Origin of the sequence: Ancrocorticia populi (assembly GCF_003123745.1) — a bacterium.
Taxonomy (GTDB): Bacteria; Actinomycetota; Actinomycetes; order Actinomycetales; family Actinomycetaceae; genus Ancrocorticia; species Ancrocorticia populi.
Window position 1 is genome coordinate 180,445 of record NZ_QETB01000004.1, and the last position, 14,953, is coordinate 195,397.

The following is a 14,953-nucleotide window of genomic DNA, read 5'->3' on the forward strand; positions in this document are numbered from 1 at the left end:
GGCTAGAGCACAAGAAGGGCGAGGGCATACCCAACAACGCCGATGGCGGAAACCGGGATCAGGCCGAAACCGGCCCGTGCCACTCCCCCGTCACGCATCCCCACCATGCGAGCGAGCCCATCAAGGCCCCACATCACAAGCCCAAGACACACCGCTAGGAAAAGGCATGGCCACCAGCCCATATCGGGCAAGAAATACTGAGCGATCGCAGCACCCGCCAACGCCCCGAGGGGCACACCAATCAACCGAGCCGTCCCGAGGAACAGAATCGAAACAGTGAGAGCCCCACCGATCCCGCCAGCGCAAAGAAGTCCGAGGTATCCGCCACCCTGAGTCCGGGCCATCAGCATCCACAGCGAACCCATCATGGTGATGAGCGCGGCGGTGTATGTGCCAGATACCTGTCGGAGCAGATTCTCCCTCGGGCCGGGCCGGAACATCTCCGCCAAGAACACAAGCAGAACCGATAACGCCGCCACCAACGCTAGATCTTCTGCCGTCCCAAGAGACGCGGCCGCTAATGCGCCAGCGGCCACCACGAGGAGGCACACTCGCGCAATTCCCTCGTGCGGCAGCTCTAGCAGGCGCGGTAAGGAGAACGCCAAGAAGCCCATAACGGCAGCCAATCCGGCAAGAAGAACTATGAACCTCACACCGAAAGGATCAAGCACCACCGCCTGCAACTGCACATCTGCCGAAGACGATCCGGCCCCTTTACCGTACGCAGCTTGTGCCATACCAGCGCCCAACAGCACAACCCCAACCAACGCTGGCAGCATGATGCCGAGGAATTGCCTGCGCGTTTCTGGAAATGATCGGAGCTGTTCCACCTCAGAATCTTCTCACGTCGAACCGGTCCACGGGCAACGTTGGTCCAGATCCCGCGTGTCCGGGCCACCCCGAAGCCAGGCTTCGTACGTGGCCCATTCCTTTACTTTGACGACGACGGCGAATTACCACCGTGTTTCACGAAAATGACACTTTTGTATCTTTGAGCCATGAAAGGAGCTGCTCAAGCGGCGAGAGATCATACCTTTTCAGTGACATGCCGCCAATCTATATTCGGAAGGCTCACACCGTGAACAGCTATTCTCAGCGCGCGCATAGTAGGCACCCGTGCAACTATGATGGGTCTGTTACTACCAACGGGAGGTGCGATGGCAGGAATAGTACTGTTCACGTCTGAACCGGCAGCGCCCACAGATGTCCTCCCCGGGCTGGCCCTCCTCACACTCGATGTAGAAGTAGCGCCACTGACAACTTCCGCCCTAGCGATGAACTTGGACGCTGACACACTCATTCTTGATGGGCGGAGGGATCTTGTTTCAGCCCGCTCTCTATGCCGTGCTGCCAGCGGCGCGATGGAAGCCCCACCAATCCTCCTCGTGCTCGAAGAAGGAGGATTCGCAGTAGTTGCCGTCTCATGGGGCGCAACCGATACCGTGTTATACAGCGCTCCCCCGGCCGAGATTCAAGCCCGCATCCGGATGATGAGTGATCGGGCTCAGGCTGAGGCACGCCAAGAGAGCATTGATCAAAGCATTCTGGCAATCGGAGGGTTAACCATCGATTCCAACGCTTTCATGGCCCGCGCTGGCGATCGGCAGCTCAATCTGACGTACAAGGAGTTCGAACTCCTCCGATATCTTGCCGCAAATCCAAACAAGGTGATCTCCCGCGACGGACTGCTCCAGGAAGTTTGGGGATATGACTACTTCGGAGGCTCACGAACCGTCGATGTGCATGTCCGCAGGCTCCGAGCCAAACTGGGGCCAGAGTACGAATCCCTCATTTCCACCGTGCGCAACGTTGGCTACCGGTTCGACGCCTAATCAGCAGCCCGACACAACTTACTCCTAAGTAGTTTTCGGCCACTTTTCCTTGAAATATCAGCGTTTCGAGTCGCAGTGAATTCGCGACCAAAAAGTTATCAAATGAATGCGAGACATGCACGATCTTGGGTGTTATGCTGTTTGTACGACATCGGATCACGGAAGCCCCGGGCTCCAACTATTGCCGCTCCGAGCGGCCTTCGCGCCGACTGGCGCTCTCGGGTTCGGTGTCTTACAGGTAAGAGCCGCACAATGTGCGGCTCTTACCTTTTTCTCTGTTCAGGCTTGAGGCCGGGAGCAGGGGTTAAAGGGGTTATTCCGGCTCTGCCCACGCGGCAAGGTAAACAGAAGGTGAACAAATGGTGAAAAGCCGGGACTATATCAAGAAAACGGTGCACCATCCCACACTGGCTCTAGGCCGTACGGCCTAGGGTGTTTCACTGGCAGGGTTAGCGGCTCAAAGTCCGCGATAATCCGCCGATTCTGCGTTAGTTGCACAGCTAGAATCAGCGGCTCTGAGACCTCCATACTTGCCGGATTTGTGGCCGATTATGATAGTAATCTCCCCAAGTAGATAGGACTGCGCGTTCACATGGCCTATTCTGCTTAGTGGAATGCCGTTCATCTTGCGGCAACCTTGAACCTCAAGGAGATCTCGTGGCTTTTAAGAAGTCCAAATCTGATGGCCTGTTCGAGCTATTGGCGGATCAATCGCAATACCTCGTACAAGCGGCCGACATCCTGACCAAAATTATCGGTGCAGACCCTCAAAGCCGCAGCGCCCTGAACGATGAGCTCCATAAGGTTGAGCACAGGGCTGACGAAGCTTGCCACACAGTGCTGCGCAAGGTGAACCAGTCCTTCGTTCTCCCCTTCGATCGCGAGGATCTCTACGAGCTCGCCTCGGTAGTGGACGATTGTATTGATCTTATGGATGAGGCCGGGGACAACATCGTCCTGTACAAGCCAGGCATGCTCCCTGACGGCGTGAACACTCAGGTGGAGATCCTTCGCAACTGCGCTGCACTCAGCCATGACACCTTGGGTCAGCTCTCGGTGATCAATGAGAAGACCCGAGACTTCTGGATCGAAATCAACCAGCTGGAGAATCAAGGCGATCAGGTCTATCGCAAGATGGTCAGCTCACTGTTCGAGAACGCTACAGACGCCCTCGAGGTCATGAAGGTCAAGCTGGTACTTGACGTGATCGAGGATGCCATCGACGCCTTCGAGAAACTCTCGGGCACCATTGAATCGATCGCGATCAAGGAGTCCTGATCTTGACCGAGACCCTTCTGCTGGTCATATTCATTGTTGCCGTAGCGTTCATTTTTGACTTCACGAACGGCTTCCATGATGCGGCGAACGCAATCGCCACCTCCGTTGCTACTCGCGCACTGACCACCCGTCAAGCGCTCACGATGGCGGCGGTTATGAACTTTATCGGCGCTTTCCTAGGCACTGGGGTCGCGGAGACCATCGGCGGTGGAATCATCCACATCCCCGATGCCGAAACGGCCCACGTTGGCCTAGCGATTGTACTGGGCGCCCTTGCCGGCGCCATCATCTGGAACCTCATCACATGGTGGTTCGGGTTGCCTTCTTCTTCATCCCACGGCCTCATTGGCGGCCTCGCCGGTGCAGGCCTTGTGGGCGCACTGACTGTTCACTGGGACGTCATCTTGGACAAGGTGGTGATCCCCATGGTGCTCTCTCCGGTGGTGGGCTTCGTGCTGGCCTACCTAGTCATGAAGATCCTGCTTGCCTTCTTGGCGAACGCCTCATACAAGCCCACGATGCGCCGTTTCCGGCACCTCCAAACAATTTCGGCTGCGGCAATGGCACTGGGCCACGGCCTTCAGGACGCACAGAAGACCATGGGTGTTGTGGTCCTCGCGCTCGTTGCTGGCGGTTACCATGAGCCGGGCGATTCCGGCATCCCTAACTGGGTAAAGATTGGCGCCGCTCTGGCAATTTCGTTGGGCACATACTCGGGTGGCCAGCGCATCATGAAGACACTCGGACAGAAGATCATCGATCTTGACCCAGCCCGGGGCTTTGCAGCAGAGGGAGTCGCAGCCGGCGTGCTGTACACAACCGCATTCGTGTGGGCCGCTCCAATCTCCACAACGCACACAATCACCTCGGCGATCATGGGTGTGGGCGCGACGAGGCGGCGTTCAGCCGTGCGCTGGAGCGTTGCCGGAAACATCGTAACCGCTTGGGTTCTCACGATTCCCGCCTCCGCCACTATTGCCGCAGCAGTGACATGGCTTCTCCTGCAGGTTATCCCCGCCTAACACTCGCAGCTCCAGTAAGCGCAGTCGCGTGAAGTTACTAATTGACACATAAAGGGCCCGCCAGCCGGCGGGCCCTTCGTCGTCGTTCAAAAACTAACCGAACCGCCCGGAAACGTAATCCTCCGTGGCCTTCTCAGACGGGTTGGAGAATATGGTCTCTGTCTCCGCGAACTCGACCAACCGCCCGGGCGCCCCGGCCCCGTCAATGTTGAAGAAGCCTGTCATCTGTGAAACGCGAGCCGCCTGCTGCATATTGTGGGTCACGATCACGATAGTGTAGGTGGCCTTGAGCTCCGTCATGAGGTCCTCGATGGCCAGAGTGGAGATGGGGTCTAGCGCCGAACATGGTTCGTCCATTAGGAGCACGTCAGGCTGAACCGCGATAGCGCGCGCAATGCACAACCGCTGCTGCTGACCACCGGAAAGCGAGGAGCCGGGACGCCCCAGCCGATCCTTGACTTCCTCCCACAGGTTCGCCCCACGAAGGGAGCGCTCCACGATCTCATCCGCATCCGACTTCTTGAGCTTCTTGTTGTTCAAGCGAATACCCGCCAAAACGTTATCGCCAATGGACATCGTAGGAAATGGATTGGGGCGCTGAAACACCATGCCCACGTGCCCGCGAACGTCCACGGGATCGATCCCGGGCGCGTAAATGTCCAACCCGTCAATTCTCACCCCACCCTCCACGTACGCACCGGGGATCACCTCGTGCATGCGGTTGAGGGAGCGGAGGAAGGTGGATTTGCCGCATCCTGAGGGGCCGATCAAAGCCGTGACCGAAGATGGGTTGATATGGACATTCACGTCCTCCACGGCCTTGTGCTGGCCATAGTAGATGCTTTCGTTTGTTACATCGATGCCTTGTGACACTGGTGTCCCTTTCCGAGAAACTTGCCCATCATTATTACCCCTTGGGTGCGAACCAGTGGGCAATGAGCTTCGCGATGAGGTTGAGAATAAGTACCAGCACTACCAAGACGAGTGCCCCGCCCCATGCCAGCGAGAAATTGCCGGCAACGTACTGGTTATAGACGAACACTGGCAGAGTCATCACCCTGTCGTTGAATAGTGAGAAGTTGTAGTAATCGGTGGATCCCGCGGTGATAAGGAGCGGGGCAGATTCACCAATGATTCGGGCGGTGGCAATAACGCATCCGGATACGATGCCCGGAAGCGCTGTGCGTAACACAACCTTGACGATGGTTCGAGATTTCGTGACACCCAAGGCGTAGGCGGCCTCGCGCAGTTCGTTCGAGACTAGGCGCAGCATCTCTTCGGTGTTTCGCACCACGAGTGGGGTCATGAGCACCACGAGTGCAGCCGCGCCCATAAAGCCGGATCGGTACCCTGGATCGCCCACGAGGAGGGGCAACATCGCGGCGGCGAATAGCCCAGCCACAATTGAGGGAATGCCCGTCATGATGTCCACGAGGAACGTGATGACCTTCTTCAGCCATCCGCCCTCATACTCGACGAGGTAAATGGCTGTGAAGACGCCGAGTGGAATCGCGATGAGCGCCGTGGAGAGAGTAACCTCCAACGTGCCGATGATGGCATGGCCGGCACCGGGGACGGCCCCCTCTAGCGTCATGCCCTCTGTGGTGTGGTTGAGGAACGCGCCAGACATGACGCCAAGACCGTTCACCACCACTGTGTACAGCAGCGAGAGCAGAGGCACCACGGCCAGCAGAAACGAGCCTCCGATGAGGGTTGTTGCTAGGCGATCTGAACTGTGGCGCGCACCTTCGTAGTTGCGGGACAGGATGAGAATCGCGGCCAGATAGATCAGCACCGCCACTATCGTCATTCCCATGATGTTGGACGTCCCATCCGGGCCGCCGAAGGCCAGAACAGATGCCAGTGCTGACACGGCACCTACGGCCCACGGCACCCACTTGGGTAAACGCTTGGTCCCGGCCTTCGTAGGGTCACCTACCTTGGGTTCCGCATCGTTTCTAACCGCGACGAATTCCGATTCACTCATGCGTTCGCTCCTGAAAACTCTGAATAACGGGCCATCACGCGGCGGGCAGCAAAGTTCACCACGAAGGTGAGGATGAACAAGAGCAGGCCGAGCCCGATGAGGAACTGGCGTTCAAGGCCACCTTGGGCTTCGGGCCAGTTCAAGGCAATCTGTGAAGCGATCGTAGAGTGCTGGCCCGGGGACATCACGGAGAAGTTCACTTGGAGACCAGCGGATAGAACCATGAGGAGCGCCATCGTTTCTCCGAGCGCACGGCCGAGGCCCAGCATCGCGGCCGAAACTATCCCAGATCGGCCAATAGGCAGCACCGTCATCCGGATCATCTCCCAGCGGGTAGCACCAAGCCCAAGCGCTGCCTCTTCAAGGAGCTTGGGTGTTTGCAGGAATACTTCCCTGCACAGGGAGGTAATGATGGGAAGGATCATGATCGCCAGGACTAGGCCACCCATCAGGATGTTGCGTGCGGGCGGGACGAAATGAACGAGGTCCGGGGTGAGCGGCCACCAGTCGAAGTTGTCCGCCATATAACCCATACCTGGGATGTTGCCTACCCACCATTCCATCGCGGGAGTGAGGATATCGGAGATCCACGCAAAGATCGGACGGATCACCGGCTCTAGGGTGTTCATTCCCCACAGCCCGAACACTACGGAGGGAATCGCGGCGAGGAGGTCTACAACGTAACCTAACGCTCCGGCGAACCGTCGCGGGGCGAAGTGAGAGATAAAGAGCGCGATTCCGATGGCAAATGGTGTGGCCACCAAAAGGGCGATGGTCGCTGAGAGGACCGTGCCGAATAGAGCTGCTCCGGCGAACTGCCAGAAGCTCATACCGCGAGTGAATCCCACCTCGCTCTGAACGGTCTCATCCGATGCGATGAAAGCGGGGTAAGACTGCGATACAAGGAAGAAGGTTACCGCACCAAGCAGCAGGATGATGATGATTCCTGCGCCCTTCGCGATACCGGCAAACACGGCATCGCCGCGTCCCTGAACGGCCTTCTTCTGTGGCCTCGTCGTTTTCGCTGGCGTTGCCGCCGCGGCCCCTTCAGACGCGTTCTTCGCTTTCTCAGGTAGTTTCACGATTGTCTCTGCTGCCACATGTACTCCTTGTGCGGCGATGGGGCTGGATACTAGCCTGTAGTACCCAGCCCGGCCAATCACTCAATGGTGTCAATTGCAGCCTGCACCTCGTCGCGCAGCTCATCGGAGATCGGGGCGTTTCCGCCACCAGCCTTCGTTGCAACTTCTTGGCCCTCGGCCGAAGCAACGTAGGTGAAGTAGGCCTTGACGTTCTCCGCCACGGCGGGATCGTCATATGTCTGGCAACCAATCAGATAGCTGACCATCACGATCGGGTAAGCATCTTCAACCGAGCCGTCGCGCACCAGATCAAAGGAGATGATCGTGTCGGTTGCGTCCTCGGCTGGTGCCGAGTTATCAACGATTGCCGCAGCGGCCTCCGGCGAGTACTCGAGGAAATCTCCGCCCACCTCAATGTTTGCATGCTTGAGATCGCCAATCTGAGAGGCATCCGCGTAGGTCACTGATCCCTCAACTGACTGCGCGAGCTGGACAACACCCGAGGTCTTCTCAGCCGACTGCGTTCCGGTGCTTGGCCAGACTTCTCCGGGCTCTTCCGTCCACACATCCGGTGCCGCCTCAGCCAAGTAGGCCGTGAAGTTCTCCGTGGTACCGGACTTATCCGCACGGTTCACGGGGATAATATCCAGATCTGGGAGATCTGCGTCAGGGTTATCCGCTGCAATGGCCGGGTCGCTCCAGTTCGTGATATCTCCAGCGAAGATACCCGCCACGCTATCGGCGGAGAGGTTCAGCTCATCTACGCCCGGAAGGTTGTAGGCAACTGCAATTGGGGAAATGTAGACGGGAAGTTCCACGACCTCCCCACAAACGTTCTGAGCTTTCTCTAGCTCGTCAGCGGAGAGTGCTGCGTCGGAGGCGGCAAACTGGACCTGTCCACCAAGGAACTGCTCACGGCCCGTTCCAGATCCCGTGGCCTCGTAGTTGACGGTGATTGCGGATTCGACTGACGAGAAGTTGTCGCGCCACGCCTGCTGTGCATTAGCCTGTGACGATGCTCCGGAGCCGTTGATGGTTCCGCCAGCGTCAGATCCGGAGGCAGCGGAATCACCTGTTGTGGAGCCGCCATTTGCCCCGTCACCCTGTGGGCCAGACGAGCAAGCAGAAAGCGTCAGGGCGATTGCACCGGCGAGAGCCGTTAGCCCTGCACCCTTGAAGCGTTCAGTTTTCACGATGTGCATCCTTTGATGTCGCGAGGAGCGCACGGTGCGCTCACGAGCAACGATAAGGATGTACTGTAACCGGGCAGCCAGCGGCTAGTGAACGGTCAGTGAACGTTCCCGTAAGGCGGGCCCGCGGAGGAGACATTGCCCTCCCCGAAACACATTCTTGACGCAATCCCGGTGAGCTTGTTCAAGGTCTGACGCAATCCCGGTGAGCTTTTTAGAGAGCTGACGCAGAATTTGGATTGCCGGGCTAGCGGGCGATAGTCCTATCGAGTGGTGGGGCGATACTGCTCCACCGCTACAACTTGTGCTGCCCTCCCATAGGGATGCGCCACATGCGCCACAAAAAGCTCACCAGTTTTCAAATACGGATCCTTCGCCGGGATCTTCTTCGATAATCCGTTGGGCGATCGATCACTCACCGATTTGAACACGCTGGGGAGCGTGGGCCTATGCAGACACACAACTACGGTCTCCTGCGCTTCCCTAATCAGATCACGCACCGCGCGAGCAACGGGCTTTTTATGCTTGGAGTACGCGTGCTCGGTCAGCTCGGGCCTCTCGATGATTCGCAGATGTGCGGCATCGGCGTACGGCTGTAGCGTATCCATGCATCTCACCCACGGCGAGGACGTTACTTGCCGCGCACCATACGCGTCGAGCTGACGCGCGATTACCTTGGCTTGCTCCTTGCCACGGGCTGTCAAGGGGCGGGTCTCTTCCGTGCCCTTGCCCTTTTGCCAGTTGGATCTCTTCACCGCCCGGGCGTGACGCACCAAGATGACTGGCGTCGTATCCAGCTTACCGTCGCTCCACATATCAACAACGCGGCCCAGAACCTCACGGTCCTGCTCGGAGGTCAGCATCACCATGGCCTCGGAGAGCGGAACCCACAACACCTGATCAATTTCATTCTTAGAAGCTGGCTTAATCTTCGGCCGCGCCTTGAGAGCCGGATGGCTAGACTCCAACTCATGGCATACCCAGTAGGTCACTTCTTTAAGTAGCCCATTAGCCAAGCGGTATCTGATCGTCCCTGCCGGGCGGCTGAGCGCAACGTTCAGCTGGGTCTCCTCGGTGATCTCGCGGATTGCACACGTGCGAAGATCCTCGTTTTCCTTGATCTTTCCTTTTGGGAAGGACCAATCGTCATACCGGGGACGATGGATCAGTACAACCTCGAGCCGTCGCCCACGTCTGCGCCAGACGATACCGCCCGCTGCACGCAGGTCAGATTTGGTGCTCTGCGTTGGCTGACGCTTGTGTGCGCCACCCGCCTTTTCATCACGAAGTACGCTATCCGGCTCCCCCGGTTCACCATTCGCCTCAACCTCAAGATCTCCGCTCATCGCTACCTACCCGCTACCCGCGAGCGCGCCTGACGCATGAGGAGCTCCTGAATGTCCTGAAGCGGACGGCCCTTTGGACTGAGGTGGTGGCGGACCCACCCATCAGGCTCCAAATGCCAGGAGCTGGTGGTATCCGCACACGCCACATCCAACATGTCCACGAGGGTCTTGATCATGACCGGATCGGTGATCCGGATGAGCGCTTCGATGCGGCGATCGAGGTTGCGATGCATGAGATCGGCGGATCCGATGAAGACGTCTGTGTCGCCGTCGTCGCAAAAAGCGTAAATACGGGAGTGCTCCAAAAAGCGACCTAGAATCGAACGTACCCTGATGTTATCGGAGAGCCCAGGGATACCCGCGCGCAGGCCGCAGATACCGCGAACTTGGATATCAACGGGCACGCCCGCCTGACTGGCTCGGTAGAGCGCGTCGATCGTCTTCTCATCGACGAGTGAGTTGGCCTTCAGCTTGATCCACGCGTCTTTCCCGGCCTTCTTGTTGGCAATCTCGCGCTCGATGCGATCTATCAGGCCGGCGCGGATTCCCGTGGGTGCCACGAGCAGACGGTGGAACTTGGCCTGCGGGGCGTAACCCGAAAGCTGGTTGAACAGCCGAGTAAGATCTTGGCCGACGTCTCGGTCGCACGTGAGCAAGCCGAGATCCTCATAGCCACGCGCAGTCTTGGGGTTGTAATTGCCGGTGCCCACGTGGCAGTACCGCCGCAGTCCCTCGGCTTCCTGGCGTACCACGAGGCAAAGCTTGCAGTGAGTTTTTAACCCAACGATCCCGTACACAACGTGCACGCCCGCGTGCTCCAACTTGCGGGCCCATTCGATGTTGGCCTGCTCGTCAAATCGCGCCTTAATCTCCACCACGGCTAGTACCTGCTTGCCGGCACGGGCCGCCCGAATCAGGGCATCAATGATCGGCGAATCTCCCGATGTCCGGTACAGGGTCTGCTTGATGGCAAGCACATCCGGATCATCCGCCGCCTGCGCAATGAACTGCTGGACCGAGGTAGAAAAAGATTCGTATGGGTGATGCAGAAGAATGTCGTGGCTGCGGATCGATTCGAAGACGTCGCCCGGCTTCGCCGATTCCACTTCTGCCAGCCCGTAGGAGGTGACGGGAACGTAGCGCGGATACTTCAGGTTGGGGCGGTCAAGATCATGCACAACGTTAAGGCCCGTGAGGTCCAACGGTGCGGGAAGCTCAAACACATCCTCGCTGCGCACTCCCAATTCGCGTACCAAAATGCTTCGCACATGCGAGGACATCTTCTGCTCGATTTCTAGGCGCACCGCGGGCCCGAAGCGCCGGCGCACCAGCTCCTTCTCAAGGGCAGTCAGGAGGTTCTCAGCATCGTCCTCTTCAACCTCTAGGTCCTCGTTTCGCGTGACCCGGAAATTGTGATACTCCAATACCTCCATGCCGGGGAAGAGTTGATCGAGGTGTGCGCCAATCACTTCTTCTAATGGCACATACTTTGTGCGGCCTTCAACGTCCACCGGAACGTCTTCTGGCTTATATGGACGGCCCTCTGCATCCACCGCGATGAAACGAGGCAGCAGTTCTGGCACCTTAATCCGGGCAAACAGGTTCTTGCCAGTCTTCTGGTTGCGCAGCACCACGGCAAGGTTCAAGGAGAGACCCGAGATGTAGGGGAACGGATGCGCGGGGTCCACTGCCAAAGGCGTCAGTACCGGGAAGATCTGCTTCTTGAAGAACTTACGGAGCCTACCCGTTTCCTGATCCGGCAGGTCCTTCCAGTGCAGGATATCAATGCCTACATCAGCCAGCTTTGGCTGAATATCTTTGAGGAACACGTCGGCATGCCGGGACATAAGCTCCTGAGCACGCTCGATAATCCCGTCGAGTGTTTGCCGGGGGCTGAGGCCCGAGGCACCCGGAACGGCCACGCCCATCGCGATCCTCCGCTTGAGCCCAGCCACGCGAACCATGAAGAACTCGTCTAGGTTCGAGGCGAAGATCGCTAGGAACCACGCACGCTCCAGAATGGGAAGATCCTGATCCTCCGCCTGTTCCAGCACGCGCTCGTTGAACGCCAACCACGAGAGCTCACGATCAGCAAAACGCCCCTCGGGCAGCGTCGACTCATCGAGCGAACGCCGCGAGCGCTTTGCCTCCTCGCGCGCCTGACGCGCCATATCTACCAGTGAGGTTGTTGAGACCGCAGAACCGAGGCGAAGGCGTGCCTTTCGGCGAGCACGCTCGGCAAGCTGCTCATCCTCATCCACCACTCCTAGGGCAACCTCTTCATCCTCCAGATCCGGATCTTGCTCGTCGGTCAGCTGGGGGCCGGGTGCGCGGTGCGCCTCCGGAGCCGTCACCTGATCCGCGTCCGCCGGAACGACCTGCGATCCCTCATGAGCCTCTGGCGCAACGGCCTGTTCGGCTTCCGGCTCTGGCTGTCGCGTCGCTTCGGTGTACTCATCTGCCACGAGTGTTTCCCCTAGATTGCTGGATTCGGAATGGATTCAAGTTCTGATTCTTAGAGCGTATTGGCCCATAGAAACACCTCGACTAAGAAGCATTCTCGGCCTTTCGCCGCTACTCCAGAAGCCCCTCGGATGCCAGGGCAGCCGCGTGCCTAAACTCCGCCGAAGTTGTGAGCATGGCCCGATCACGCCGCGTGACCGCCGTTGCCAACTGGTCCTCGTCAGATTCAATCCATTCGGCCTTAACTTCCCCGAGGAAATTCGTGATCCGGGCCGAGTCCGTCAGGACATCCTCGAAGGCGCCCTCAAATGTTCCCGCCAGCACAGTGTTCCACTCTTGAAGTACGGTGCCCGGCTTGGGAGTCATGGACACCTTCAGCTCACCGTCCGCGCCCTGAGACTTCATGAGGTCAACAACTTTTTCAAAGCGATCAGATACCGCGCGCCCATTGCGCCGTATCCACTCCCGCAAAAGGTAGCCTCGCCAGAGGATGCCCGGCAGTGTGTCCTCGGGAGATTTGACCCATGACTCCGCAAGAACGTCTACCCCTTCATCGTCCACGAGCGCGATAATGCGCTTGACCGCCTCAAGATCTTGCTCCGCCCGGGCTTGGCCAAGCGGCACAAGTGCCTGAGCTGAGGTGTGGGCCAACTCGGAGTTGTAGGCCACATCCGAATCGCCTTCGATGGCTTCAATCTGTTCCGCGTCTAGCTGGGCCGGACGCCGTGGTGTTCTGCTCATGGCAACCTCCTTCAGTGCTTTCCCTATTGTCTCGCAGATCACGTACTAATGGGAAACTTCCACCAAATCACCTACACGTGAATACCCTGACGGATCCCGCTCGGATAGCCGCCCACCATTAGGCGCAAGGTCACGCCGTACCAATGTGACGCGGCCACCCGCGGCGCGTATCATGGTAGCGCTGAGCCTCCGCATCATGCAGGGTTCGGCAAGGGCCTATAGCTCAACGGCAGAGCATCGGACTTTTAATCCGCTGGTTCTGGGTTCGAATCCCAGTGGGCCTACCATCCAAACCCGCTACATCTAGCGGATCCACCACATCATCAAGATTCACTCGCTCAAGGCCGGTGCACTTTCGGTGCACATCAGCCCGAGCCGCTTCCATCTTCTCCGCCACCGAATCAAGGTCATCGTCAAACAGGTCCGCGTATATATCTAGCGTCATGGCGGCGCTCTTATGCCCAAGCATCCTCTGAACCGCTTTCACGTTCGCCCCGGCGCTCACCGCCAACGATGCGGCCGTATGCCGAAGATCATGAGGCGTAATCCCAAGCTTGAGTTTCTTGACAGCATCATCAAAACAACGGCGACGGAAATTCCGTAACCTCAACGGCCCACCATTAGGCGAAGTGAACACAAGGTCATCGTCAGACTTCCCTTCCATATGGGTGGCAAGTTCATTAGCGATAGACCTCAGGATCGGGACTGTTCGGATCTGGTGAGTCTTAGGTGTACCTGTCACGAGCCGCCCACTAATCTCAGTGGTTGACTCCGCGACCGTCAGGCGACACTTCTCAAGATCCACCCTGCCGACTCGCAACGCTGCAAGCTCCCCAAACCGTAGGCCGCAATATCCCAGCACGAGCACCACCAGCGCATCGGCCCCACACTGGCCCGCCAACCGCTCCAATTCCTCGCTAGACAGGTAGTGCTTCTCCCTCTCGCCCACACGAGGCAGCGCAACCCTCTTCGCCGGATTATGAGCAATCTTCCCAGCGAGCACCGCATCATCAAGCATCAACGACATAACCCGATGAGCTTGCCGAACCGTAGCGGGAGACAGACCAGACTCCGATAATCCACGCACCCACTCCCCCACATCCGCGAACATCACTTTATTCAACGGCACATTAGCCCAGGTGGGGAGAATCTGGACCTTGAGCAGGCCCTCATATCGTGCCCGAGTGGACGGCTTCAACTGCACTTGCGACTTCACCCACGGATCAGCCCACTCGCCCAGTTTGATACGCCCACTAGCGGGATCCACATAGCTCCCAGTGTTCAAGCTGGCTTCTATAGATGTCCGGTACCTATCAGCGTCACTCTTCTTCTTGAACGACTTCGAACGCTGTTTAGCGTCAGGATCACGCCACCGCACAAGCCACGTGACCTTACCGTCACGGACCCGCTTACTTACCTTCGCCATCAAGGAAACCCTTCTCACGCGCCTTACGGATCCAGCGCGTAGCCGTAGCGGGCGGAAGTTTCAGGGAAACCTGAACAAACCACGAGGGTGCTAAACCTATGGTGTTGGCCAACTTATATGAACGGGCAACCCGTTTGAGGGAATCAGGCACAGGCCCCATCGCCTTCAATAGGTCGAGATCTTCGGTGTCGAAATCTTGGAGGCGAACACCCAACTTTTCCTCTATATCTCCGGTCAACGCCATCAAGGGTATTGATGACGTCGGAATTAACCGGAGATCGGTCGAACTTATCTCTCCACCGTCCTGAGCACGGACCCTCACTGACGTCGTGCGAATAAGGTTCTTGTCGCCCACTAAATCTAACTCAGCCTCAAAATCTAAATCTCGACCCTCTTCCACAACCGTGCCTATTACCGTGCACGGGACGTCAACTTCAATGCCTTCAATTACAGCAAAAGGCTTACTGCGTGAGTCCGTCCTCACCTCTTCGATGGTGTACATGCCTCAACACTATGCCACTGATTGATTCCTGACAATCCTCGATCAGCGTGATTGCCTACGGTCATTGCGCAATCACCCTGAGGG

At 58.0% G+C, this 14,953-nt stretch carries 12 protein-coding genes, 1 tRNA gene and 1 pseudogene; 4 read left to right on the forward strand and 10 right to left on the reverse strand.

Annotated elements, in window-relative coordinates; all coding sequences use genetic code 11:
- Positions 1–2: 2 nt before the first annotated feature.
- Positions 3–830, reverse strand: coding sequence for a hypothetical protein (locus DD236_RS07945; protein ID WP_109093849.1), 828 nt, complete (start codon positions 828–830; stop codon positions 3–5).
- Positions 831–1,157: 327 nt separating this feature from the next.
- On the opposite strand from DD236_RS07945, the gene DD236_RS07950 reads away from it, so the two are divergent.
- The 3 genes from DD236_RS07950 to DD236_RS07960 all read left to right on the forward strand — a co-directional run bounded on the left by DD236_RS07950 (position 1,158) and on the right by DD236_RS07960 (position 4,132).
- Positions 1,158–1,832: a winged helix-turn-helix transcriptional regulator gene (locus DD236_RS07950; RefSeq protein WP_109093850.1), complete on the forward strand. Its 675-nt coding sequence runs from the start codon at positions 1,158–1,160 to the stop codon at positions 1,830–1,832.
- A gap of 657 nt (positions 1,833–2,489) precedes the next feature.
- The gene (locus DD236_RS07955; RefSeq protein WP_109093851.1) at positions 2,490–3,110 is read left to right on the forward strand and encodes a DUF47 domain-containing protein; all 621 of its coding nucleotides are present in this window, start codon (positions 2,490–2,492) and stop codon (positions 3,108–3,110) included.
- Between the two features lie 2 nt (positions 3,111–3,112).
- Complete coding sequence (locus DD236_RS07960) at positions 3,113–4,132, forward strand: inorganic phosphate transporter (RefSeq protein WP_109093852.1); 1,020 nt, start codon at positions 3,113–3,115, stop codon at positions 4,130–4,132.
- Between the two features lie 93 nt (positions 4,133–4,225).
- On the opposite strand, the gene pstB is transcribed toward DD236_RS07960, so the two are convergent.
- The 7 genes from pstB to DD236_RS07995 form a co-directional block, all read right to left on the reverse strand.
- Positions 4,226–5,005: a phosphate ABC transporter ATP-binding protein PstB gene (gene pstB, locus DD236_RS07965; RefSeq protein WP_109093853.1), complete on the reverse strand. Its 780-nt coding sequence runs from the start codon at positions 5,003–5,005 to the stop codon at positions 4,226–4,228.
- Between the two features lie 34 nt (positions 5,006–5,039).
- On the reverse strand, positions 5,040–6,119 hold the full coding sequence (gene pstA, locus DD236_RS07970) for a phosphate ABC transporter permease PstA (protein WP_109093854.1): 1,080 nt from the start codon (positions 6,117–6,119) through the stop codon (positions 5,040–5,042).
- Positions 6,116–7,219, reverse strand: coding sequence for a phosphate ABC transporter permease subunit PstC (gene pstC, locus DD236_RS07975; protein ID WP_243410135.1), 1,104 nt, complete (start codon positions 7,217–7,219; stop codon positions 6,116–6,118). The genes pstA and pstC overlap by 4 nt, the downstream gene beginning before the upstream one ends.
- Positions 7,220–7,278: 59 nt before the next feature.
- On the reverse strand, positions 7,279–8,394 hold the full coding sequence (gene pstS / locus DD236_RS07980) for a phosphate ABC transporter substrate-binding protein PstS (RefSeq protein WP_243410145.1): 1,116 nt from the start codon (positions 8,392–8,394) through the stop codon (positions 7,279–7,281).
- Positions 8,395–8,654: 260 nt separating this feature from the next.
- Positions 8,655–9,737, reverse strand: a complete 1,083-nt coding sequence (locus DD236_RS07985) for an NUDIX hydrolase (RefSeq protein ID WP_109093856.1) — start codon at positions 9,735–9,737, stop codon at positions 8,655–8,657.
- Between the two features lie 2 nt (positions 9,738–9,739).
- Entirely contained in the window at positions 9,740–12,202 is a 2,463-nt protein-coding gene (locus DD236_RS07990) for an RNA degradosome polyphosphate kinase (RefSeq protein ID WP_243410147.1), read from the reverse strand.
- Positions 12,203–12,311: 109 nt separating this feature from the next.
- The gene (locus DD236_RS07995) at positions 12,312–12,941 is read right to left on the reverse strand and encodes a hypothetical protein (RefSeq protein ID WP_109093857.1); all 630 of its coding nucleotides are present in this window, start codon (positions 12,939–12,941) and stop codon (positions 12,312–12,314) included.
- 212 nt (positions 12,942–13,153) lie between these two features.
- Here DD236_RS07995 and DD236_RS08000 point away from each other — a divergent pair.
- Positions 13,154–13,228 (forward strand) — tRNA-Lys (locus tag DD236_RS08000).
- A 140-nt stretch (positions 13,229–13,368) separates the two neighbouring features.
- Here the strand turns inward: DD236_RS08000 and DD236_RS12460 are convergent.
- Positions 13,369–14,367: pseudogene (locus DD236_RS12460) on the reverse strand (tyrosine-type recombinase/integrase); the annotation flags it as partial.
- Complete coding sequence (locus DD236_RS08010; protein WP_109093858.1) at positions 14,351–14,869, reverse strand: hypothetical protein; 519 nt, start codon at positions 14,867–14,869, stop codon at positions 14,351–14,353. The gene DD236_RS08010 and the pseudogene DD236_RS12460, both read right to left, overlap by 17 nt.
- Positions 14,870–14,953 lie beyond the last annotated feature (84 nt).